The sequence below is a fragment of the Streptomyces sp. NPDC085944 genome, from assembly GCF_040686295.1.
Classification (GTDB): Bacteria; Actinomycetota; Actinomycetes; order Streptomycetales; family Streptomycetaceae; genus Streptomyces; species Streptomyces salinarius.
The window spans coordinates 124345-145087 of record NZ_JBFBJX010000014.1 but is presented as its reverse complement, the minus strand read 5'-3'; the positions used below and the strand labels follow the sequence as shown (position 1 = coordinate 145087).

General features: G+C 73.1%; 18 protein-coding genes. 6 read left to right on the top strand and 12 right to left on the bottom strand.

The window, feature by feature from the left end:
• Positions 1-28 precede the first annotated feature (28 nt).
• Both AB0P07_RS26470 and AB0P07_RS26465 read left to right on the top strand, forming a co-directional pair.
• The gene (locus tag AB0P07_RS26470; RefSeq protein WP_365554896.1) at positions 29-1081 is read left to right on the top strand and encodes a hypothetical protein; all 1053 of its coding nucleotides are present in this window, start codon (positions 29-31) and stop codon (positions 1079-1081) included.
• Positions 1082-1147: 66 nt separating this feature from the next.
• A complete protein-coding gene (locus tag AB0P07_RS26465; RefSeq protein WP_365554894.1) occupies positions 1148-2362 on the top strand; it encodes a lactonase family protein in 1215 nt (404 codons plus the stop codon).
• On the opposite strand, the gene AB0P07_RS26460 is transcribed toward AB0P07_RS26465, so the two are convergent.
• Positions 2330-3055: a DUF2470 domain-containing protein gene (locus tag AB0P07_RS26460; protein WP_365554892.1), complete on the bottom strand. Its 726-nt coding sequence runs from the start codon at positions 3053-3055 to the stop codon at positions 2330-2332. The two genes, AB0P07_RS26465 and AB0P07_RS26460, sit on opposite strands and share 33 nt — an antisense overlap.
• Positions 3056-3163: 108 nt before the next feature.
• On the bottom strand, positions 3164-3772 hold the full coding sequence (locus tag AB0P07_RS26455; protein WP_365554891.1) for a TetR/AcrR family transcriptional regulator: 609 nt from the start codon (positions 3770-3772) through the stop codon (positions 3164-3166).
• Between the two features lie 121 nt (positions 3773-3893).
• Between AB0P07_RS26455 and AB0P07_RS26450 the strand changes: the two genes are divergently transcribed.
• Positions 3894-5495 (top strand): cytochrome P450, encoded by a 1602-nt coding sequence (locus AB0P07_RS26450; protein ID WP_365554889.1) that lies wholly within the window; start codon positions 3894-3896, stop codon positions 5493-5495.
• On the opposite strand, the gene AB0P07_RS26445 is transcribed toward AB0P07_RS26450, so the two are convergent.
• From AB0P07_RS26445 to AB0P07_RS26400, 10 genes are all read right to left on the bottom strand, one after another.
• Positions 5463-6305 carry a pentapeptide repeat-containing protein gene (locus AB0P07_RS26445; protein WP_365554888.1) on the bottom strand — a complete coding sequence of 281 codons (843 nt, stop codon included), beginning with the start codon at positions 6303-6305 and terminating at the stop codon, positions 5463-5465. The two genes, AB0P07_RS26450 and AB0P07_RS26445, sit on opposite strands and share 33 nt — an antisense overlap.
• A 56-nt stretch (positions 6306-6361) precedes the next feature.
• Positions 6362-7300, bottom strand: coding sequence for an RNA polymerase sigma factor SigJ (sigJ, locus tag AB0P07_RS26440; RefSeq protein WP_365554886.1), 939 nt, complete (start codon positions 7298-7300; stop codon positions 6362-6364).
• 4 nt (positions 7301-7304) lie between these two features.
• Entirely contained in the window at positions 7305-8048 is a 744-nt protein-coding gene (locus AB0P07_RS26435) for a PIG-L deacetylase family protein (RefSeq protein WP_365554884.1), read from the bottom strand.
• 55 nt (positions 8049-8103) lie between these two features.
• The gene (locus tag AB0P07_RS26430) at positions 8104-9405 is read right to left on the bottom strand and encodes an alpha/beta fold hydrolase (RefSeq protein WP_365554882.1); all 1302 of its coding nucleotides are present in this window, start codon (positions 9403-9405) and stop codon (positions 8104-8106) included.
• A gap of 127 nt (positions 9406-9532) precedes the next feature.
• Entirely contained in the window at positions 9533-10558 is a 1026-nt protein-coding gene (locus AB0P07_RS26425) for a LacI family DNA-binding transcriptional regulator (RefSeq protein WP_365554880.1), read from the bottom strand.
• 87 nt (positions 10559-10645) lie between these two features.
• On the bottom strand, positions 10646-10966 hold the full coding sequence (locus AB0P07_RS26420; protein WP_365554878.1) for an L-rhamnose mutarotase: 321 nt from the start codon (positions 10964-10966) through the stop codon (positions 10646-10648).
• 37 nt (positions 10967-11003) lie between these two features.
• On the bottom strand, positions 11004-12086 hold the full coding sequence (gene rhaS, locus AB0P07_RS26415; protein ID WP_365554877.1) for a rhamnose ABC transporter substrate-binding protein: 1083 nt from the start codon (positions 12084-12086) through the stop codon (positions 11004-11006).
• 40 nt (positions 12087-12126) lie between these two features.
• Positions 12127-13158 (bottom strand): ABC transporter permease, encoded by a 1032-nt coding sequence (locus AB0P07_RS26410; RefSeq protein ID WP_365554875.1) that lies wholly within the window; start codon positions 13156-13158, stop codon positions 12127-12129.
• Positions 13151-14191: an ABC transporter permease gene (locus AB0P07_RS26405; protein ID WP_365554874.1), complete on the bottom strand. Its 1041-nt coding sequence runs from the start codon at positions 14189-14191 to the stop codon at positions 13151-13153. The genes AB0P07_RS26410 and AB0P07_RS26405 overlap by 8 nt, the downstream gene beginning before the upstream one ends.
• Complete coding sequence (locus AB0P07_RS26400) at positions 14188-15705, bottom strand: sugar ABC transporter ATP-binding protein (protein WP_365554872.1); 1518 nt, start codon at positions 15703-15705, stop codon at positions 14188-14190. The genes AB0P07_RS26405 and AB0P07_RS26400 overlap by 4 nt, the downstream gene beginning before the upstream one ends.
• 277 nt (positions 15706-15982) lie before the next feature.
• Between AB0P07_RS26400 and rhaI the strand changes: the two genes are divergently transcribed.
• From rhaI to AB0P07_RS26385, 3 genes are all read left to right on the top strand, one after another.
• Positions 15983-17143, top strand: coding sequence for an L-rhamnose isomerase (gene rhaI / locus AB0P07_RS26395; protein ID WP_365554870.1), 1161 nt, complete (start codon positions 15983-15985; stop codon positions 17141-17143).
• Between the two features lie 108 nt (positions 17144-17251).
• Positions 17252-19291 (top strand): bifunctional aldolase/short-chain dehydrogenase, encoded by a 2040-nt coding sequence (locus AB0P07_RS26390; protein WP_365554868.1) that lies wholly within the window; start codon positions 17252-17254, stop codon positions 19289-19291.
• Positions 19288-20742 (top strand): FGGY-family carbohydrate kinase, encoded by a 1455-nt coding sequence (locus AB0P07_RS26385; RefSeq protein WP_365554866.1) that lies wholly within the window; start codon positions 19288-19290, stop codon positions 20740-20742. Before AB0P07_RS26390 ends, AB0P07_RS26385 begins: the two co-directional genes overlap by 4 nt.
• Position 20743 lies beyond the last annotated feature (1 nt).

The window sequence follows — 20743 nt, the reverse complement described above, 5'->3', positions numbered from 1 at the left end:
GGTTCACGGCGAGTGAGGGGGCGTTCGGATGACCGACACCAGTGTGCGGATCGACGGGAACCGGCTGATGCTGCCGGGCGGTGCGACGGTCCGTTTCGTACGCACCCTGCGGCTGCCCGAGACGGGAACGCACCCGCTGCCGCCGGGGCTCGGCGAGTTCCCGGTCCGCCGGGTGTCGGACTACGCCGGCACCGTGCCCGAGCAGTGGCGTGCGCGCGGCGGTGTGATGCTGCCGGTGTACCTGCGGGAGGCCATGTGGCTGAGTTTCGCGGGCACGCGGGAGCCCGCCGCCCTCCAGGTCGGGGTGGGCAAGGTGTGCGCGGTCTCGGGCAGGCCGTGGAGCGACCGGCTCTCCCGCGATCCGCAGAACTACGTGGTCCTCCCCCGCCAGCCCTGGCTGGACGGCATCAACTCCGGTTCCGGCACGGTCCGTCAGTTCGTGGCGGTGCCGCTCGGCATGGGCGCGACCGTCGAGGGCCAGGTCACCGGTGAGGAGGTCTGGGGAGGCGTCCAGTTGCAGGCGTTCACCCTGAGCGCCCCCGAGCTGGCCCGCTGGCGCGAGGAGGAGCGGCGCCGCAGGGAGGCGGCTTCCCGGGGAGCACGCTCGGCCGGGGCCTTCGGGGTTCCGGCGCCGGGGGCGGCTCCGGCCGCCCCCGGTGCGGCTCCGGGCTACGGGGGGACGATCAGGCGCCGGTCCGCGCCCGCCATGGGTCTCGGGGTGGGCGGCTCCATGCGCCAGGAGGTGTACCGCGACCCGCGGCCGCCGACGGACTGGGCCGAGCAGCCGGCCGGCCGGGTCTTCGTGCACCTGGTGACGCCGCCCGAGTGGCGCCGCATCACCGGGGAGGCGCCGCCGCCGTCCCCCGTGGACCGGGCCGCGTACACCCGGGCCGGTCTGCCCTGGTACGACTACTACGACCAGGACGCCCACGATCTCGCGCCCGCCGAGCCGCTCCAGGGCGTCAGGCCGGTCGGGGACTGGGTCGGCGACGACCACCAGCCGTGGCAGGCACCCACGCCCCACCAGGTCCACCCCCTCAAGGACGCTCCGGGCAAGCCGGTGCAGGACGGGGACTGGTAACGGCGGCGCCGTGGAGCGGCGGGGGCGGCTCGCGCGGCCGTCGGGACCGGGACGGGAGGACTCGGCATGAGCGGCGACGGATGGAGCAGGCGGCGCTTCGTCGGGGTGCTCGCGCGGGCGGCCGGCGCGGCAGCGGCCCTTCCGGCGGCGGCCTGTGGCGGGCCGTCGGAGCCGGACGGGCCGTCCCCGACGGCCACCGGGCCGGGGGCGAGCAGAGGTTCGTCGGGGCGGCAGCGGGAGTCCTCCGGACCGCGGCGGCTCCTCCTCGGCACCTACACCTCCGCCGAGGGCGGTGGCACGGGCGTCGGGCTCGCCGAGTACGACCCCGGCACCGGCCGGATCACCGGCCGGGGTGTCCTCGCCGAGATGGACGACCCCTCGTACCTGGCGGTCCACCCCGACGGCCGCACCCTGTACGCGGTGAACGAGCGCGCGGACGGGGCGGTGACCGCCGTCCGGCTGTCGGACCGCAGGGTGCTGGGCAGCCGGAGCACCTCGGGAGCGGCGCCCTGCCACCTGTCCGTGCATCCGGGCGGACGCTGGCTGTTCAGCGCCAACTACGGCTCGGGCAGCGTCGCCGTGCACCCGATCGACGCCTCGGGCGCCCTCGGGGAACGGACCGGCCTGGTCACGCACTCCGCTCCCCCGCCGGGCCCGGGACAGCAGGGCCCGCACGCCCACCAGGTGCTCACCGCTCCGGACGGGGGTCACGTGCTGGCCGTGGACCTCGGCACGGACACCGTGTACACCTACCGCCTGGACGAGGACGCGGGGACCCTCGCGGAGGTCTCGCGGGCACGCACCCGGCCGGGCGCCGGGCCCCGGCACCTCGCCTTCCACCCCGGCGGGCGGCACGCCTATCTCGCCAACGAGGCCGACAACACCGTCGCGGTCTGCGCGTACGACCCGGGAACGGGACGTCTGACCGTGGGCGAGGCGCAGTCCACCGGGGCGGAGCCGGGCCCGGGGGCCGGCACCAACCACCCGGCGCAGTTCCTGGTCACGTCCGACGGCGCGTACGCCTTCCTCGCCAACCGGGGGCACGACAGCATCACGCGGTACGCGGTGGAGGCCCGGGGCGCCCGGCTCCGGCTCCTCGGCACGGTGCCGGTGGGCGGCGACTTCCCCCGGCAGATCGCCTTCTCCCCGGACGGCGGGCTGCTGTTCGCGGCCAACCAGCGCTCCGGCACCGTCGGCGTGTTCCGCGTGAGCGGGGGCGAACTGCGCCTCGTGGGAGAGCCGTTCGCCTCACCCGTCGCCGTCTGCGCGCTGCCGCTGTAGGGCCCGCGGGCAGGAGGCGGTGCCCGCCTGCGCGAGGAGCACGTGCACCCGCTCGGTGAGCTGCGCGATCTCGTCGGCGGGCGCGTGGAAGGGCAGGCGTACGTCGCCGTGGTCGCGGACGCGTTCGATGCGCAGGGTCAGACCGTGCCGGTCGACGGCGAGGGGCCGCACCCGCACGGCACCGTGCAGGCTGTCCGGGTCGACGAGCCGGGTCAGCCGCTGGACGGCGTCGTCGTGGCAGTCGGCGAGATGGGTCAGCAGCCGTGCCTCGGCCAGGGCCAAGGGATCGGGCGCGGCGGCGGTGAACTCGTCGACGTCGACCACCACGGCCCCGGAGGGGCGCCGCAGCACCACGCGGGTGGGCCGGAAGGCGAGGTGTCCGTCCTCCACGGCCAGCCGGCCGGCGAGCCAGAGCCGGGCCCTGATCCGGCCCCGCACGGGGACGGGCGCCACGTCGGCGAACTCCAGCACGGTGGACGGCTCCCCGCGGGGCGCGCACAGCGCCGTGGCGAGCAGCGCGCTGTCCTCGGGCACGTGCAGGAGCACCCGGCCGTCGTCGGCCACGGTGTGCGCGCCGACGAACTCCTCGCGGCCGCCCTCCGCGGTCACCGCGCAGGACCAGGCGGCGGCGAGCACGGACCGGGCCTGTTCCGCCGCGGCCGGCGCGGCCGTCCAGGCGTGGCTGTCACCCATCCCAACCTCCGTTCGGCAATTCATTAGGTAAGGCTCACCTAACCTATCGGAGTTCAGGGGGCACGCCAACCACGACACCTGCTCGAACCGGCATCCGGACAGGCGCCCTCAGAGCGCGATGGCCCCGAGCAGCGCCCGGGAGCACAGGTCCCGCACCTGCTCGCGGGCGGGTTCCGGGTCCCGCAGCCACTCCAGGCAGACCGCGGTGGTGAAGGCCAGCCACCCGCGCACCGCCAGCCGTACGTCGCCGCGTTCCCCGAAGACCGGGCCGAACTCCGGGTCGGCGGCCAGGGCGGCGAGGATCTGCCGCTCCTGCGCCGCGAGCGCCTTCCGGTAGACGCGGCGCACGGCCTGGTCACCGGTCGCGTCGGCGCGGTGGAAGGCGCGGTAGCCGTGCGCGTGGGCCCGGACGTACTCCAGGTACGCGTCGAGGCCCGCGGTGAGCTGCTCACGGACCGGGACGCCGGGCACGGCCGCCGTCATCCGCAGCATGCGCTCGCTCTCCCGCTCGACGACCGCGGCGAAGAAGTCCCGTTTGTTCGGGAAGTAGTGGTACAGCAGTCCGCGGGAGACCCCGGCGATCTCGGCGACCCGCTCGATCGGGACCTCGTCGTAGGGACTGTCCGAGAACAGCCGCGCGCCCACCGAGAGCAACTGCTCCCGGCGCTCGGCGGTGCTGAGCCGGCGGCGGGTGCGCTCGCCCTGGTTCACGGCCATGCCCGCACCTTACTTGACGCCGGTTCAACAACGGGACGAGACTGTGCCGCGTTATTGAATCCATGTACAACACGCTCGCCTCGGTCGTGCAACACGCCGCTGCGTCAAGGGAGATCGCGTCATGGCCCGGACAGCGAGGGAAACGGCCCGGAACGGCCTGCCGAAGGGCTTCCGCAGCGCCGAGCTGGGCTGGCCCGAACTGCGCCGCATCCCGCACCCGCCGTACCGGCTGCCCCTGCTCGGGGACGTGGTGGGGGCGAGCAGGCGCACCCCGATGCAGGACTCGCTGCGGTACGCGCGGAAGCTGGGGCCGATATTCAGGCGTCGGGCCTTCGGCAAGGAGTTCGTGTTCGTGTGGGGCGCCGCCCTCGCCGCCGACCTGGCGGACGAGACGCGGTTCGCCAAGCACGTGGGCCTGGGGGTGGCCAACCTGCGGCCGGTCGCCGGGGACGGGCTGTTCACGGCGTACAACCACGAGCCCAACTGGCAGCTCGCGCACGACGTGCTGGCCCCCGGGTTCAGCCGGGAGGCGATGGCCGGGTACCACGTGATGATGCTGGACGTGGCCGCGCGGCTCACCGGCCACTGGGATCTGGCGGAGGCGGCGGGCCGGGCGGTGGACGTGCCCGGCGACATGACCAAGCTGACGCTGGAGACCATCGCGCGCACCGGTTTCGGGCACGACTTCGGCTCCTTCGAACGCTCCCGCCTCCACCCCTTCGTCACCGCGATGGTGGGCACGCTCGGGTACGCGCAGCGCCTGAACACGGTGCCCGCGCCGCTCGCCCCGTGGCTGCTGCGCGAGGCGAGCCGTCGCAACGCCGCCGACATCGCGTACCTGAACCGCACGGTCGACGACCTCGTCCGCGAGCGCCGGGCGGGCGGCGGCACGGGCGGCGCGGGCGCGGGCGCGGGCGACCTGCTCGACCGGATGCTGGAGACGGCCCACCCGACGACCGGTGAGCGGCTGTCGCCCGAGAACGTGCGCCGGCAGGTCATCACCTTCCTCGTCGCCGGGCACGAGACGACCTCGGGCGCGCTCTCCTTCGCCCTGCACTACCTCGCCCAGCACCCCGACGTCGCGGCCCGGGCCCGTGCCGAGGTGGACCGCGTGTGGGGCGGCACGGAGGCGCCCGGCTACGAGCAGGTGGCCAAGCTGCGCTACGTGCGCCGGGTGCTCGACGAGTCACTGCGGCTGTGGCCGACCGCGCCCGGGTTCGCGCGGGAGGCCCGCGAGGACACGGTGCTCGGGGGCGCGTATCCGATGCGGCGCGGGGCCTGGGCGCTGGTGCTCACGGGCATGCTGCACCGCGATCCGGAGGTGTGGGGGCCGCACGCCGAGCGGTTCGACCCGGACCGCTTCGACGCGAAGGCCGTGCGGTCGCGCGCCCCGCACACGTTCAAGCCGTTCGGGACGGGGGCGCGGGCGTGCATCGGGCGGCAGTTCGCGCTGCACGAGGCGACGCTGGTCCTCGGGCTGCTGCTGCGCCGCTACGAGCTGCGGCCGGACCCGGGCTACCGGCTGCGGGTGACCGAGCGGCTGACGTTGATGCCGGAGGGGCTGCGCCTGCACCTGGCCCGGCGGACCGCGTCGGCGTCGGCTCCCGCTTCCCGCGCGGACGCCACCGGGGAAGCCGCGGATGGTACCCCGGAGGCGGGAGAGGAAGGCGCCGGGAAGACCGGCCCCGCGTCACGCTGCCCAGTGCACCGGGCGGGTGACTGAGCCCGGCAGCCTGGTGCCGGGGCCGCCCCGGGCCGCGTTGACCTGGGGCTGGGTGAGGAAGAAGGCTCCGGTCAGGTCCGCGTCGGTCAGGTCGGTGTCGCGCAGGTCCGCGCCGATCAGGTCGGCGCCCCGCAGGTCGGCCCCGGTGAGGTCGGCGGCGATGAGGCAGGCCCCGCGCAGATCGGCGCCGGCGAGGTCGGCGCCCCTCAGGCGGGCGCCCATCAGGTCGGCGTTGCGGCGGTTCTTCTTCCGGCCGCGGGCACCGGCCCGGGCCAGCTCGCTGGTGCGCAGCAGGAGCGGGTTGACGCGCTGACGGTGTGCGGGCACGTCGAGGGCGGCCAGCTCCTCGGGGGTGCCCCCGGCGAGGCGCTCGGTGTCGGCGAGGGCCCGGCGCAGGTCGGCGTGGACCGGGCGGGCGGCGGGCAGGGTCAGCGCCTCGGTCAGGTACCGGAGCAGCTCGTGCAGTTGGCGGACGACCGGGAACGCGTCGAACATGCGGCGCCGGTGCTCGGGCGGGCCGCCGCGCCAGTCCGCGCCGCCGAAGGTGACCTGCGAGACCCGCTGCCCGGCGCCGAAGCAGTCGTAGACCGTGCAGCCCGTGAAGCCGCGTTCCCGAAGCGTCGCGTGGATGCCGCACCGGTGGTCGGTGCGGAGGTTCGTGCAGGGTGTGCCGGCGTCCTTGTCGAGCGCGAAGTCCGCCGAGCGGGCGAACGGCAGGGCCACGCAGCACAGGCCGAAGCAGCTCCCGCAGTCGCCGCGCAGTTCCGTTGCGGCCCGCGCCTGCGACGGGTCCGCCGTGTCCTCTCGCATGTCGTCGAGGATACGGGCCGTCACCGCGCGGGCCCGACCGGCCCCGCGCGGCCCGGTCAGGCCTCCAGCGCGGACAGGTCCAGCCGGGCCAGCCGCTCCGGGTCGGACAGGATGTACAGGCCCGTGATGAGACCGTCGGCGACGGTGACGTAGGTGACCGACCGCGGCTCCCCCTCCGACACGGCGACGGTGCCGACCGCGCCGTTGACCAGGACGACGCGGGCGAGCCCGGCGAGGTGGCGGAAGTGGAACGCCCCGGTGGCGACCGTCCGGGCTCCCCGCACCACCTTGGACGCCGCCGCGCCCCGGGCGAGCGCGCCGGCGTCGGCCCGCAGCACCACGTCCGGGTGGAGGACGGAGACCAGGGCGTCGAAGTCACCGGCGCGGCTCGCGGCCAGGAACGCGTCGACCACCTGGCGCTGGCGGCCCAGGTCCGGTTCGGCGGCGGGGGCCGCCTCGCGCACGCGGCGCCGGGCCCGGCTGGCGAGCTGCCTGGTGGCGGCCGGGGTGCGCTCGACGACCGGTGCGATGTCGTCGAAGGGCACGGCGAACATGTCGTGCAGGACGAACGCCAGTCGCTCGGCCGGTTCCAGGGTCTCCAGGACGACCAGCAGGGCGATGCCGACCGAGTCGGTGTGGAGGGCCTCCTGCTCCGGGTCGGCCTGCGGCAGGGCCCGCAGCACCGGGTCCGGCACGAAGCTGTCGAAGCCCTCGGTCATCGGCTCCTCGCGGCGTGCGGTGCGCGAGCGCAGCAGGTCCAGGCAGATCCGGCCGGTCACGGTGGTCAGCCAGGCTCCGAGGTTGTCGATGCCGTCCTCGCCGGAGCGGTCGAGCCGCAGCCATGCCTCCTGCACGGCGTCCTCCGCCTCGGTCAGTGAGCCGAGCATGCGGTAGGCCACCGCCTGGAGCTGCCCGCGGTGCTCCTCGAAGCGCTCCGCGAGACCCTGCTGACCCCGTACGTCCTGCACGTCCTGCCGACCCCGCTCCCCAGCCATGCCGCTACCGTCCGAAGACTTCGAAGGTCACCGCCGGCTTCCCGCCGAACCGCTCCCCGGCGGCCTGGGCGAAGCCGGTGAGGAAGTCACGGACGTACGTCTCCGGGTCCTGATCGGTCAGCACCTCGATGTAGGTGCGGTGTTCCAGCAGCGAGCGCACCGCGCGCTCGAGGCCCGGGGCGGCGTCCACGGCGTGGGTGGGCGAGGAGGACCCGGCGACCGCGACCCAGCGCACGCCGTTCCACGGTTCAAGGCCCTGCTCGGTCAGCTCCGGGAAGATCCAGCGGTTGCCCGCGTCGGCCACCGCGTCGAGGGTGGCGCGGCCGACGGCGACGTGGTCCGGGGTGTTCCAGGCGACGCCGCCCCAGGTGTCCCGGTGGTTCAGGGTGATGACCAGCTCGGGCCGGTGCCGGCGGATCGCGGCGGCGATGTCGCGGCGCAGCGCGGTGCCGTACTCGATGACACCGTCCCGGTGGTCGAGGAACTCCACCTCGCTCACCCCGACGACGGCGGCACTGGCGCGCTGCTCCCGCTCACGCAGCGGGGCGCACTCGTCCGGCGGCAGCGTGTCGATGCCCGCCTCGCCCCGGGTCGCGAGCACGTAGGCGACCTCGCGGCCCTCGTCGGTCCAGGCAGCGATCGCCGCCGAGCAGCCGTACTCCAGGTCGTCCGGGTGGGCCACGACGGCGAGGGCGCGGCGCCAGTCGCCGGGCATGGGCTCCAGTTGCGTGATCGTCGGCTCCGTCATGCCCGCACACTAACCCGCGCCACCGACATCCCACCCGGTAATTCCTCGGGTGCCGTCATGCCTCGTCGCGGGCGAGCGCGAGCAGCCGGTCCAGGACGCGGGGGCCGCCGGTCCGTACGCCGTCGTGCTCGAACTCGTCGGTGACCCAGGTGCGCAGCCCCCGGATCGCCCGGGCGGTGGTCAGCGCGTGCGCGGTGTCGACGTACATGTCGTCGTGGTAGACGGCCGCGGCGGCCGGCACCTCGTTGGCGGCGAGGCGGGCGGGGTCGTACAGCGGGGTCCAGTCGGTGCGGGCGGCGAGCAGTTCCGCCGTCTCGCGCAGCGGGCGCAGGGCCGGGTCGCAGTCGTACATCCAGGGGTGGATGGTCTCGCCGGTGAACAGGAGCGGGTCGTCGCCCGCGAGGGCCTTGGCGGCGTCGAAGCGCGGGAACTCGGCGCGGACCCGCTCGGCGGACCAGGCGGTGGGGCGCGCGTCCTGGCCGTAGATGGCCTCGTGGACGAGGGCGTACAGCGGGCGGCTCGCGTACGACAGCAGTCCCTGGACCTGTTCCTGGAAGGCGTCGGAGAGCTCGTGCCCGTTCGGGGTGCGGACGAAGGCGTCCTCCAGGAGGAAGTGCAGCTGGTGGCTGCCTTCCCCGCCGCCGAGCATGATGCCGAGGGACTGGAAGGCCTCCACGGTCAGGCGGTAGCCGTTCGGCAGGACCACGTCGTGGGTGAGGAGGTGGTCGGCGATGCGGCGGGCGCGTTCGACGTCCTGCGGGTAGCGGGCGTAGTGCGCGACGGCCTTGCGCTCGATGCGGGGGTATGCGGCCCGGTAGACGTCGTCGGCGTGGGCGTCGAGGGAGGGCAGACCGCCGGTGATCAGCGCGGTGCGCACGCCCTCGGGGGCGAGCGACAGGTAGGTGACGGTGCAGAAGCCGCCGAAGCTCTGGCCCAGGACGGTCCAGGGGGCGCCGCCGGTGACCTGGGGGCGGATGGCCTCGCAGTCGCGGACGATGGCGTCGGCGCGGAAGTGGGCGAGGTAGTCGGCCTGCTCGGCGGGGCCGCCGCGCAGCGGGAGGGTCTGGCGGTTCGCGGGGGTGGAGGCGCCGGTGCCGCGCTGGTCCAGGAGCAGCACGCGGTACTCCTCAAGAGCACGGCCGAACCAGGCGGGGCGGCCGACGAAACGGTTCGCCTTGCCTCCGGGGCCGCCCTGGAGGTACAGCAGCCACGGCAGGTCCTTGTCGGCCTTGTCGCTCGCGACGGCCTCGCGGGCGTACAGCTCGATCGTCTCGCCGTTCGGGTCGGCGTGGTCGAGGGGCACGGTGAAACGGCGGTCGGTGAGGACGACGCCTGGCTGGCGGTAGCTGACGCTCAACGGGGCTCCCGGGGCGGACGGACGCGACGGCCGATCCTTTCGGCCGTGTCCCAGTTCAGCACATCGTCCTGCGGCGTCCGACCCCCGGGATCATGAAATCGTTTCGCACGATGTACTGAACGTCCGGTCAGCGGGCGCCGAGGCTGGAGTGCCGCACCACCAGTTCCGGCTGGAGGACGACCCGGCGGTGCGGGTGGGCCCGGTCCGTGCCCTCCAGTTCGGTCTCCTCCAAAAGCAGTTCGGCGGCCATGGCGCCCATGGTGACGGCGGGCTGGCGCACGGAGGTGAGCGGGACGGCCGCGGCGGCGGCGAACTCGATGTCGTCGTAGCCCACGATCGCGAGGTCGTCGGGGACGCCGACCCCGGCCGCGTACATCGCCTGCAGGACGCCGAGGGCGAGCAGGTCGTTGGCGCAGAAGACGGCGGTCGGCCGGTCGGCGAGACCCAGCAGCCGGGCGCCGGCGTCGCGGCCCGCGGCGACGTCGAGCCGCTCGGTGGGCAGTTCGCGCAGCGCGTCGGGGCCGAGCCCGGCCTCGGCGAGCGCGGCGAGGGCGCCGGTGCGGCGGTCGCGGACCTGGTTGAGCCCGGGCGGGCCGCTGACGTAGGCGATGGAGCGGTGTCCGGCGTCCACGAGGTGGCGCACGGCCAGCGCGCCGCCCGCGACGTCGTCGACGGAGACCGAGCACTCGGTGGTGCCCTCGGCGACCCGGTCGACGAGCACGAACGGGATGTTGTGGCGGCGGAAGCCCTCGATGTTGCGGCCGGTGGCGTCGGCGGGGGTGAGCAGGACGCCGCGGACCCGCTGCTCGGCGAAGAGCGAGAGGTACTCGGCCTCCTCGGCCGGGTTCTGGGCGCTGTTGCAGACCATCACGCCGAGCCCGGCCTCGCGGGCGGCCCGTTCGGCACCGCGTGCGACGTCGACGAAGAACGGGTTGCCCATGTCCAGGACGAGCAGGCCCATGATGCGGCTGCGGCCCGCGCGCAGTTGGCGCGCGGACTCGCTGCGGACGTAGCCGAGCCGGTCGATCGCGGACAGCACCCGCGCCCGGGTCTCGGTCGCCACGGTGTCGGGGCGGTTGATGACGTTGGAGACCGTGCCCACGGAAACTCCGGCGGCGCGGGCGACATCCTTGATACCCACGGAATGGGCCATCGGGCAGGGACCTCCGAGGTCGGGTGGGGGTGGGGGGCGGCCGTGGGACCTTCACACAGTACCCGGGCCGCCCCGGCGGGGCCCCCGTCAGGCGAGGTGGAACACCTCGGTGAGCGGTTTCATCGCTTCGTCGGGGCGGACCCCGTCGAGGGACTCGAAGAGCGGGCCCATCTCCGCCTGCCAGCGGGCGTTGACCTCGGTGGCCTCCATGCCGGCCTGGGCGGCGGCGAAGTCCTCGGTCTCCAGGTAGCCGACGAGCAGGCCGTCGTCGCGCAGGAAGAGCGAGTAGTTGTGCCAGCCGGTGGCGGAGAGTGCCTCGCACATCTCCGGCCACACGGCGGCGTGGCGTTCGCGGTACTCCGCGATGCGGTCCTGGCGGACCTTGAGCAGGAAACAGACGCGCTGCATGAAGTACCGCTCCCGTGCGAAGGGTGTTGTACCGGGCCTAGAAGTCGTACTGGTCGACGTTGTCGGCGGTGAACACGGTCGGCTTGCCGAGGTTGATCACGCCGTCCTTGCCGACGGTGTACTCGCCCAGGGCGCCGGCCTCGAAGGTCTCGCCCTCCTTGCCGGTGATCTGCCCGGAGGCCAGGGCGACGGCGGTGCGCGCGGCCAGCTCGCCGAGCTTGGCCGGGTCCCACAGCTCGAACGCCTCGACGGTGCCGTTCTTGACGTACTTGCGCATGTCGTTGGGGGTGCCGAGGCCGGTCAGCTTGACCTGGCCCTTGTACTTGGAGCCGGACAGGTACTGGGCGGCGGCCTTGATACCGACGGTGGTCGGGGAGATGATCCCCTTCAGGTTCGGGTGCTCCTGGAGCAGGCCCTGGGTCTGCTGGAAGGACTTCTGGGCGTCGTCGTCTCCGTAGGCGACCTTGACCAGCTTGATGTCCTTGTACTTCGGGTCCTTCAGCTCGTCCTTCATGATCTCGATCCAGGCGTTCTGGTTCGTCGCGGTCTGCGCGGCGGACAGGATCGCGATCTCGCCCTTGTTGCCGATCTGCTCGGCCAGCTGCTGCACCTGGGTGCGGCCGATGTCGTCGGCGGAGGCCTGGGAGATGAAGGCGTTGCGGCACTCGGGGTCGGTGTCCGAGTCGTAGGTGACGATCTTGATGTCGTTCTTCATGGCCTGCTTGAGCGCGGTGCACAGCGCGCCCGGGTCCTGCGCGGAGACGGCGATGGCGTCGACCTGCTGCTGGGTGAGCGTGTTGACGTAGGAGACCTGGCCGGCGGTGTCGGTGCCGCTGGAGGTGCCGACCTCCTTGTAGCTGGAGCCCAGCTCCTTGAGGGCCTTCTCGCCGCCCTTGTCGGCGACGGTGAAATAGGGGTTGTTGACCTGCTTGGGCAGGAAGCCGACGGTCAGCCCCTTCTTCGTCGCGGCGTTCGGGTCGGCCTTGCCCGCAGCGGCGGCCTTGCCGCCCTCGTCCTTGACGTCCTCCTTCGTGGTGCCGCCGCAGGCGGTGGCCGCCAGGGCGAGGGAGGTGACGGCGGCGAGTGCCGCGCAGGTACGGCGGATGGACGACTTGCGCATGGTGGGTTCCTTACGAGGGTGGACGGAGCCGGGGACGGGGTTACGGGGTGGGCGCGGGCGCCTTGGACGGGGGCGCCGTCGCCGCCCTGCGCCCGGCTCTCGCGAGGGAGACCTGCCGTGCGACCCGGGGGCCGAGCACGGAGAGGACGAGCAGGACACCGGTGACGACGATCTGGGACTGGGCGGAGACGTCCTGCAGGCTCATCACGTTCTGCAGCGCGCCGAGCAGGAACACGCCCGCGATCGCCCCGCCGAGGGTGCCCTTGCCCCCGTCGAAGTCGATACCGCCCAGGAGGACGGCGGCGACGACGGAGAGTTCGAGGCCGGTGGCGTTGTCGTAGCGGGCGCTGGCGTAGTGCAGGGCCCAGAAGACGCCGGTGAGGGCGGACATCAGACCGGTCAGCGTGAACAGGATCAGCTTTTGCCGCTTGACCCGGATGCCGGCGAACCGGGCGGCCTCCTCGCCGGCGCCGATGGCGAACAGCGAGCGGCCGAACGGCATGGCGTGCAGGGCGACGACGGCGACGGCCAGCAGCACGAGGAAGGGCAGGAAGGCGTACGGGACGAAGGTGCCGTCGATGCGTCCGGCCGCGAAGTCCAGGTACTGCGAGGGGAAGTCGGTCACCGCGTCGGAGCCGAGCACGATCTGCGCGATGCCGCGGTAGGCGGCCATGGTGCCGATGGTGACGGCGAGGGAGGGCAGCCCGAGCCGGGTGACCAGCAGGCCGTTGACCACACCGCAGACCACGCCGAGCAGCAGGCAGATCGGGATGATCGACTCGATGGTCATGCCCTGGTTCCACAGCGCGCCCATGACCGCACCGGACAGGCCGGCCGTGGAGGCGACCGACAGGTCGATCTCCCCGGAGACGACCAGCAGCGTCATCGGCAGCGCGATGAGCGCGATCGGCAGGGTGTTGCCGATCAGGAAGGACAGGTTGAGGGCGTTGCCGAAGCCGTCGACGAAGCCGAAGGAGAGCAGCAGGACGACCACGAGGAGGGCACCGACGGCCCCGTCCCACCTCAAGGAGGCGGACCGGCGGACGGCGCGCGTCAGGGAGGTGTCAGCCATGGCGGGCGTTCCTCTTCTTCAGGGCGTTGGCCACGCGCAGCGCGACGACCCGGTCGACGGCGATAGCGAGGATGAGCAGGATGCCGTTGATGGCCAGCACCCACACGGAGCTGACGCCGAGGGCGGGCAGCACGCTGTTGATCGAGGTCAGCAGCAGCGCGCCGAGGGCGGCGCCGTAGACGCTGCCGGAGCCGCCGGTGAAGACGATGCCGCCGACCACCACGGCGCTGACGACGGTCAGTTCGTAGCCGTTGCCGGTGCCGGAGTCGACGTTGCCGAAGCGGGCGAGGTACAGGGCGCCGGCTAGTCCGGCGAGGGCGCCGCAGAAGGTGTAGGCGGCCAGGATCCGCTTGCGGACCGGGATGCCGGCCAGCCGCGCGGCCTCGGGGTTGGAGCCGAGCGCGTACAGCTCGCGTCCGCTGCCGAAGTGCTTGAGGTAGTACGCGGTGGCGACGAGCACCGCCAGCGCGATCAGCGCCAGCCAGGGCACGGCGGAGATGCCGCCGGAGCCGAAGTCGACGAAGCCGCCGGGCAGGTCGGCCGCGGTGATCTGGCGGGAGCCGACCCAGACGGAGTCGATGCCGCGGATGATGTAGAGGGTGCCGAGGGTGACGACCAGGGCGGGCACCTGGCCCAGGCTGACCAGCAGGCCGTTGAGGAGGCCGAAGCCGACGCCCGTCAGCACGGCGAGCAGCACGGCCACAACGGGGTTGCCGCCGCCCTGGAGGTAGGTGCCGGCGGCGAAGGCGCTGATGCCGAGGGTGGAGCCGACGGACAGGTCGACGTTGCGGGTGATGACGACCAGGGACTGCCCGGTGGCGACCAGGACCAGGATGGTCGCGTTCAGCAGCAGGTCCTTGATGCCCTGTTCGGACAGGAACTCGGTGTTGCCGGCCTGGGTGACGGCGATCATCACCAGGAAGACCAGCAGGATGGCCAGCTCGCGCATCTTGAAGATGCGGTCCACGAGCCGGGTGGCGCCGGCCCTCGGCACGCCGGCCGCGGGGGCCTTCTCGGGTGCGGTGACCGTCATGCGGCGGCCCTCCCCGTGGCTGCGGCCATCACGGTCTCCTCGGTGGCGTCGGTGCGGGATATCTCGGCGGTCAGTCGGCCCTCGTGCATCACCAGGACGCGGTCGGCCATCCCGAGCACCTCGGGCAGGTCGGAGGAGATCATCAGGACGGCCACGCCGTCGGCGGCGAGCTGCGAGAGCAGCCGGTGCACCTCGGCCTTGGTGCCGACGTCGATGCCGCGGGTGGGTTCGTCGACGATCAGTACCTTGGGGCCGGTGGCCAGCCACTTGGCGAGGACGACCTTCTGCTGGTTGCCGCCGGACAGGGTGGCGACGGTGTCGGCGATGCGGGCGTACTTGACCTGGAGCTTGACCGCCCAGTCGAGGGAGCGGCTGCGTTCGGCGCCGCGGTCGACGAGGCCGGCCCTCACGGTCGTGCGCAGGCCGGTGAGGCCGATGTTGCGCTCGATGGACATGTCCATCACCAGGCCCTGGGCGCGGCGGTCCTCCGGGACGAGGGCGAGGCCGGCGGCCATCGCGGTGGAGGGGGCGCCGTTGACGAGCGGCCTGCCGTCGACCTCGACCTCCCCCGCGTCCCAGCGGTCGACGCCGAAGACGGCGCGGGCGACCTCGGTGCGTCCGGCGCCGACCAGTCCGGCCAGCGCGACGATCTCGCCGCGCCGCACCTCGAAGGAGACGTCGGTGAAGACGCCCTCGCGGGTCAGCCGGCGCACGCTGAGCGCGGTCTCGCCGGGGGTGACCTCCTGCTTGGGGTACAGCTCGTCGAGGTCGCGGCCGACCATGCGGCGCACCAGGTCGTCCTCGCTCATGCCCTCCAGCGGCTCGCTGGCGATCCGGGCGCCGTCGCGCAGCGTGGTGACCCGCTCGCAGATGCGGAAGATCTCCTCCAGGCGGTGGGAGATGAACAGCACCGCGGCGCCCTGTTCGCGCAGGGTGCGCACCACGCCGAAGAGGCGGGCCACCTCACTTCCGGTGAGGGCGGCGGTCGGCTCGTCCATGATCAGGACGCGGGCGTCGAAGGAGAGCGCCTTGGCGATCTCGACGATCTGCTGGTCTGCGATGGACAGGCCGCGCGCGGGCCGGTCGGGGTCGAGCTCGACGCCGAGGCGCAGCATCAGTTCGGCGGTGGCGGCGTGGGTGGCCTTGTGGTCGATGCGGCCGAGGGCGCGGCGCGGCTGGCGGCCCATGAAGATGTTCTCGGCGATCGACAGATCGGGAAAGAGGGTGGGCTCCTGGTAGATCACGGCGATGCCGGCGTCGCGGGCGTCGCCGGGACCGTGGAACACGACCGGTGCGCCGTCGAGCAGCACCTGGCCGGCGTCCGGCCGGTGCACACCGGCCAGCGCCTTGATGAGGGTCGACTTGCCGGCGCCGTTCTCTCCGGCGAGGGCGTGCACCTCGCCGGGGAACAGCTCCAGGGAGACGTCCCGCAGCGCACGGACCGCGCCGAAGGACTTGGAGACGTCCCTGAGCGCCAGAACCGGGGCCGAACCCGTGTCGGACGGGTGGGTCATTGGGGGCTCCTCGACGACGCCGGGCGGGACGGCCCTCACGGCGTCGTGAAAGGTTTCAACTCGGTTGCCGGGGACGTTAGGCAGCGAGGGTATGTCACGTCAATGGTTCCGGGTCGAAAAAGTTTCGATCTCCGAAGGTCACGACGGAGTCACGGACAGCCGGGGCGGCGAGAAGGGTTGACACCTCTTCGAGGGGCTCATAACTTCGCGTTCTGAATCGTTTCATCCTTGGTCGTGCTCGCAGTGGAACACGACCCGATGCCACAGGAGCGCCGAAGTGACCGAGCTCGCCGCGGTGAAAGCCGCGCTCAGGACCCAGGCCGTCGAGACGCCGTCGTGGGCGTACGGCAACTCGGGCACCCGCTTCAAGGTGTTCGCCCAGGCCGGTGTGCCGCGCGACCCCTTCGAGAAGCTGGACGACGCGGCGAAGGTGCACGAGTTCACCGGCGTGGCCCCGACCGTGGCCCTGCACATCCCCTGGGACAAGGTCGAGGACTACGCCGCGCTGGCCGTGCACGCCGAGAAGCGGGGGGTGCGGATCGGCGCGATCAACTCCAACACCTTCCAGGACGACGACTACAAGCTGGGCAGCATCTGCCACCCCGACGCGACGGTGCGCAGGAAGGCCGTCGACCACCTGCTGGAGTGCGTCGACATCATGGACGCCACCGGGTCGCGCGACCTGAAGCTGTGGTTCGCCGACGGCACGAACTACCCGGGCCAGGACGACATCCGCTCCCGTCAGGACCGGCTGGCCGAGGGCCTGGCCGAGGTGTACGAGCGGCTCGGCGAGGGGCAGCGGATGCTCCTGGAGTACAAGCTCTTCGAGCCGGCGTTCTACACGACGGACGTTCCGGACTGGGGCACGGCGTACGCGCACTGCCTGAAGCTGGGCGAGAAGGCGCAGGTCGTGGTCGACACGGGGCACCACGCGCCGGGCACGAACATCGAGTTCATCGTGGCGACGCTGCTGCGGGAGGGGAAGCTCGGCGGATTCGACTTCAACTCGCGCTTCTACGCGGACGACGACCTGATGGTGGGCGCGGCCGACCCGTTCCAGCTGTTCCGGATCATGTACGAGGTGGTGCGCGGGGGCGGGTTCACGTCCGACGTGGCGTTCATGCTCGACCAGTGCCACAACATCGAGGCGAAGATCCCGGCGATCATCCGGTCGGTGATGAACGTGCAGGAGGCCACGGCGAAGGCGCTGCTGGTGGACGATGCGGCGCTGGCTGCCGCGCAGGCCTCGGGGAACGTGCTGGAGGCCAACGCCGTGTTGATGGACGCGTACAACACGGATGTGCGTCCGCTTCTTCGTGAGGTGCGGGAGGAGTCGGGGCTGGACCCCGAACCCCTGAAGGCGTACCGGGCGTCCGGTTGGGGCGAGAGGGTCGTTGCCGAGCGGGTCGGCGGGCAGCAGGCGGGGTGGGGGGCGTGAGCGTCTGCCTGGTTCCTGTTGTTCGCGGACCGCGGGTTGTTCGTGCTTGATCGCGCGGTTCCCCGCGCCCCTGGAAGTCACCCCCCGTTCGAAAAGGATTGTAGAGACATGGCGACCCACCCTGCGGCCGATGCCCTCCTCGCCCGTTCCCATCGGCTCGGCGCCGATCCGCGCAACACCAACTACGCCGGCGGCAACGCGTCCGCCAAGGGCACCGGCACCGACCCCGTCACCGGGGGTGATGTGGAGCTGATGTGGGTCAAGGGGTCCGGCGGGGACCTCGGGACACTGACCGAGGCGGGACTCGCCGTGCTGCGGCTGGACCGGATGCGGGCGCTCGAGGACGTCTACCCGGGCGTCGAGCGCGAGGACGAGATGGTCGCCGCCTTCGACTACTGCCTGCACGGCAAGGGTGGCGCCGCGCCCTCGATCGACACGGCGATGCACGGGCTGGTCACAGCCGCGCACGTCGACCACCTGCACCCGGACTCCGGGATCGCGCTGGCCTGTGCGGCGGACGGCGAGAGGCTGACCGCCGAGTGCTTCGGCGACACCGTGGTGTGGGTGCCGTGGCGGCGGCCCGGGTTCCAGCTCGGGCTGGACATCGCCGCCGTCAAGGAGGCCAACCCGCAGGCGATCGGCTGTGTGCTCGGCGGGCACGGCATCACTGCCTGGGGCGACACGTCCGAGGAGTGCGAGCGCAACTCGCTGCACATCATCCGCACCGCCGAGGCCTTCCTGGCCGAGCGGGGGAAGGCCGAGCCGTTCGGCGCCGTGATCGAGGGCTACGAGGCGCTGCCCGAGCCCGAGCGGCGGAAGCGGGCGGCGGCGCTGGCTCCGTACGTCCGCGCTGTGGCGTCCCGGGACCGGGCGCAGGTCGGGCACTTCACCGACACGGACGTGGTGCTGGACTTCCTGGCGCGCGCCGAGCACCCGCGGCTCGCCGCGCTGGGCACCTCCTGCCCGGACCACTTCCTGCGCACGAAGGTGCGGCCGCTGGTCCTGGACGTGGCGCCGACCGCGCCGCTGGAGGAGGCGGTCGCCCGGCTCAAGGAGCTGCACGCGGCCTACCGCGAGGAGTACGCCGCCTACTACGAGCGGCACGCGCAGCCCGACTCCCCCGCGATGCGCGGCGCGGACCCGGCGATCGTGCTGGTGCCGGGCGTGGGCATGTTCAGCTTCGGCAAGGACAAGCAGACCGCCCGGGTGGCCGGCGAGTTCTACGTCAACGCGATCAACGTGATGCGCGGCGCCGAGGCGGTGTCGTCGTACGCGCCGATCGAGGAGTCGGAGAAGTTCCGCATCGAGTACTGGGCGCTGGAGGAGGCCAAGCTCCGGCGGATGCCGAAGCCGAAGCCGCTGGCCACCCGGGTCGCCCTGGTGACCGGCGCGGGCAGCGGGATCGGGAAGGCGATCGCACGCCGGCTGGTCGACGAGGGGGCGTGCGTCGTCGTGGCCGACCTGAACGCCGAGAACGCGGCCGCGGTCGCAAAGGAGCTGGGCGGGGACGACAGGGCCGTGGCCGTGCGCGTCGACGTCACCTTGGAGGAGCAGATCGCCGAGGCGTTCGAGACGGCCGTGCTCGCCTTCGGCGGGGTGGACCTGGTGGTCAACAACGCGGGGATCTCGATCTCCAAGCCGCTGCTGGAGACCACCGCGAAGGACTGGGACCTGCAGCACGGCATCATGGCCCGGGGTTCGTTCCTCGTCTCGCGCGAGGCGGCCCGGGTGATGACCGCGCAGGAGCTGGGCGGCGACATCGTCTACATCGCGTCGAAGAACGCCGTGTTCGCCGGCCCCAACAACATCGCCTACTCCGCCACGAAGGCCGACCAGGCCCACCAGGTTCGCCTCCTCGCCGCCGAGCTGGGCGAGCACGGCATCCGGGTCAACGGCGTCAACCCCGACGGTGTGGTGCGCGGTTCCGGGATCTTCGCGGGCGGCTGGGGCGCCGAGCGCGCCGCCGTGTACGGGGTGCCGGAGGAGAAGCTGGGCGAGTTCTACGCCCAGCGCACGCTGCTCAAGCGCGAGGTGCTGCCCGAGCACGTCGCCAACGCCGTGTTCGCGCTGACCGGCGGCGACCTGACCCACACCACCGGTCTGCACGTCCCGGTCGACGCCGGCGTCGCCGCCGCGTTCCTGCGATGAGCGCCGCCGTGGACGTCACGTCGTACGCCGCGGTCGACCTCGGCGCGTCCAGCGGGCGCGTCATGGTCGGCCGCGTCGGCCCCGGCCGCCTGGAGCTGGCCGAGGCGCACCGCTTCCGCAACCGGCCGGTCCGCACGCCCGACGGGCTGCGCTGGGACGTCCTCGCGCTGTACGCCGGTGTGCTGGACGGGCTGCGGGCGGCCGGACCGGTGGCCTCGGTGGGCGTGGACAGCTGGGCCGTCGACCACGGCCTGCTGGACGCGGACGGGGCACTGCTCGGCAACCCCGTGCACTACCGGGACGCCCGCACCGAGGGCGTCCCGGAGAAGGTGTGGGCCACGCTGCCGGCCGGGGAGCTGTACGCGGCGACCGGACTGCAGTACGCGCCCTTCAACACCCTGTACCAGCTCGTCGCCGCCCGGGGCACGGCCCAGTTCGCGGCGGCCCGGCGGCTGTTGCTGATCCCGGACCTGCTGACGTACTGGCTGACCGGCGAGCAGGGCACGGAGCTGACCAACGCCTCCACGACCCAGCTGATCAACCCCCGCACCCGGGACTGGTCCCGTCAGGTCGCGGACCGGCTGGGGATCGACCTCGGCCTGTTCGCACCGCTGCGCCGGCCCGGCGACCCGGCCGGGCTGCTGCGGCCCGAGGTGCTGGAGGAGACCGGCCTGGCCGGGCCCGTGCCGGTGACGGCCGTCGGCTCGCACGACACCGCCTCCGCGGTGGCCGCCGTACCGGCCCCGGACGAACGGTTCGCCTACATCTGCACCGGCACCTGGTCGCTGGCCGGGCTGGAACTGACCGCGCCCGTGCTGTCGGAGGAGAGCCGAGCCGCCAACTTCACCAACGAGCTGGGACTGGACGGCACGGTCCGCTATCTGCGCAACATCATGGGTCTGTGGCTGCTCCAGGAGTGCGTGCGGGACTGGGGCGGCCCCGATCTGGGCGCGCTGCTGACCGAGGCAGCCCGGGTGCCGGGGCTGCGGTCGGTGGTCGACGCGGGTGACGCGGCGTTCCTGGCGCCGGGGCGGATGCCGGAGCGGATCGCCGAGGCGTGCCGCGCGTCCGGGCAGCCGGTGCCCGAGTCGCCGGCCGAGGTGACCCGGTGCATCCTCGACTCGCTGGCACTGGCCCACCGCAGGGCCGTGACGGACGCCCAGCGGCTCGCCGGGCACCCCGTCGACGTGGTGCACGTGGTCGGCGGCGGCACCCGCAACGCGCTGCTGTGCCAACTGACCGCCGACGCCTGCGGGCTGCCGGTGGTGGCGGGGCCGACGGAGGCCGCCGCGCTCGGCAACGTCCTCGTGCAGGCCCGTGCCCAGGGCCTGGTCGGCGACCTCGCCGGCATGCGCCGGCTGGTGGCGCGCACCCAGTCGTCGACCCGCTACGAACCGACCGGCGACACGGCGCGCTGGCGGGCCGCCGAGGCCCGACTCGCCCACCGGTGAA